1 pseudogene is annotated in these 956 nt (G+C 67.3%); it reads left to right on the top strand.

Annotation, left to right across the window (positions count from 1 at the left end):
• Nucleotides 1–956, top strand: a pseudogene (locus ACTMTI_RS56920) (DNA-directed RNA polymerase subunit beta); the annotation flags it as partial.

Raw genomic sequence — 956 nt, 5'->3', positions numbered from 1 at the left:
GAGGAGTCGATGCCGGGCGCCAATGACCGCGAGGTCATCGTCGAGGTCGACGACATCGACCACTTCGGCAACCGCCGCGTGCGCGGCGTCGGCGAGCTGATCCAGAACCAGGTCCGGCTGGGCCTGGCCCGCATGGAGCGGGTCGTCCGCGAGCGGATGACCACGCAGGACGTCGAGGCGATCACGCCGCAGACCCTGATCAACATCCGCCCGGTCGTGGCGTCGATGAAGGAGTTCTTCGGCACCTCGCAGCTGTCGCAGTTCATGGACCACACCAACCCGCTGGCCGGCCTGACGCACAAGCGGCGCCTGAACGCGCTGGGTCCCGGTGGTCTCTCCCGTGAGCGGGCCGGCTTCGAGGTCCGTGACGTGCACCCGTCCCACTACGGCCGGATGTGCCCGATCGAGACCCCTGAAGGCCCGAACATCGGCCTGATCGGCTCGCTGGCCTCCTATGGGCGGCTCAACGCCTTCGGCTTCGTCGAGACGCCTTACCGCAAGGTCGTCGACGGCAAGGTGACCGGGCAGATCGACTACTTGACGGCTGACGAGGAAGATCGCTACGTCAAGGCGCAGGCCAACACGGTGCTCAACGCCGACGGCACGTTCGCCGAGGCTCGGGTGCTGGTCCGTACCAAAGGTGGTGAGACCGAGCTGGCCCGTGCGGAGGAGGTCGACTACATCGACGTGTCGCCGCGTCAGATGGTGTCGGTGGCCACCGCGATGATCCCGTTCCTGGAGCACGACGACGCCAACCGGGCGTTGATGGGCGCGAACATGATGCGCCAGTCGGTGCCGCTGCTCAAGAGCGAGGCGCCGCTGGTCGGCACCGGCATGGAATACCGTGCCGCCACCGACACGGGGGACATGATCAGCGCTGAGAAGGCGGGCGTGGTCGAGGAGGTCTCGGCCGACTACGTCACGGTCATGAACGACGACGGCACCCGGACCACCTA

The organism is Nonomuraea sp. H19, from assembly GCF_052068215.1.
Lineage (GTDB): Bacteria > Actinomycetota > Actinomycetes > Streptosporangiales > Streptosporangiaceae > Nonomuraea.
The sequence above is the reverse complement of the archived record's forward strand: the minus strand, read 5'-3'. Positions and strand labels throughout refer to the sequence as shown.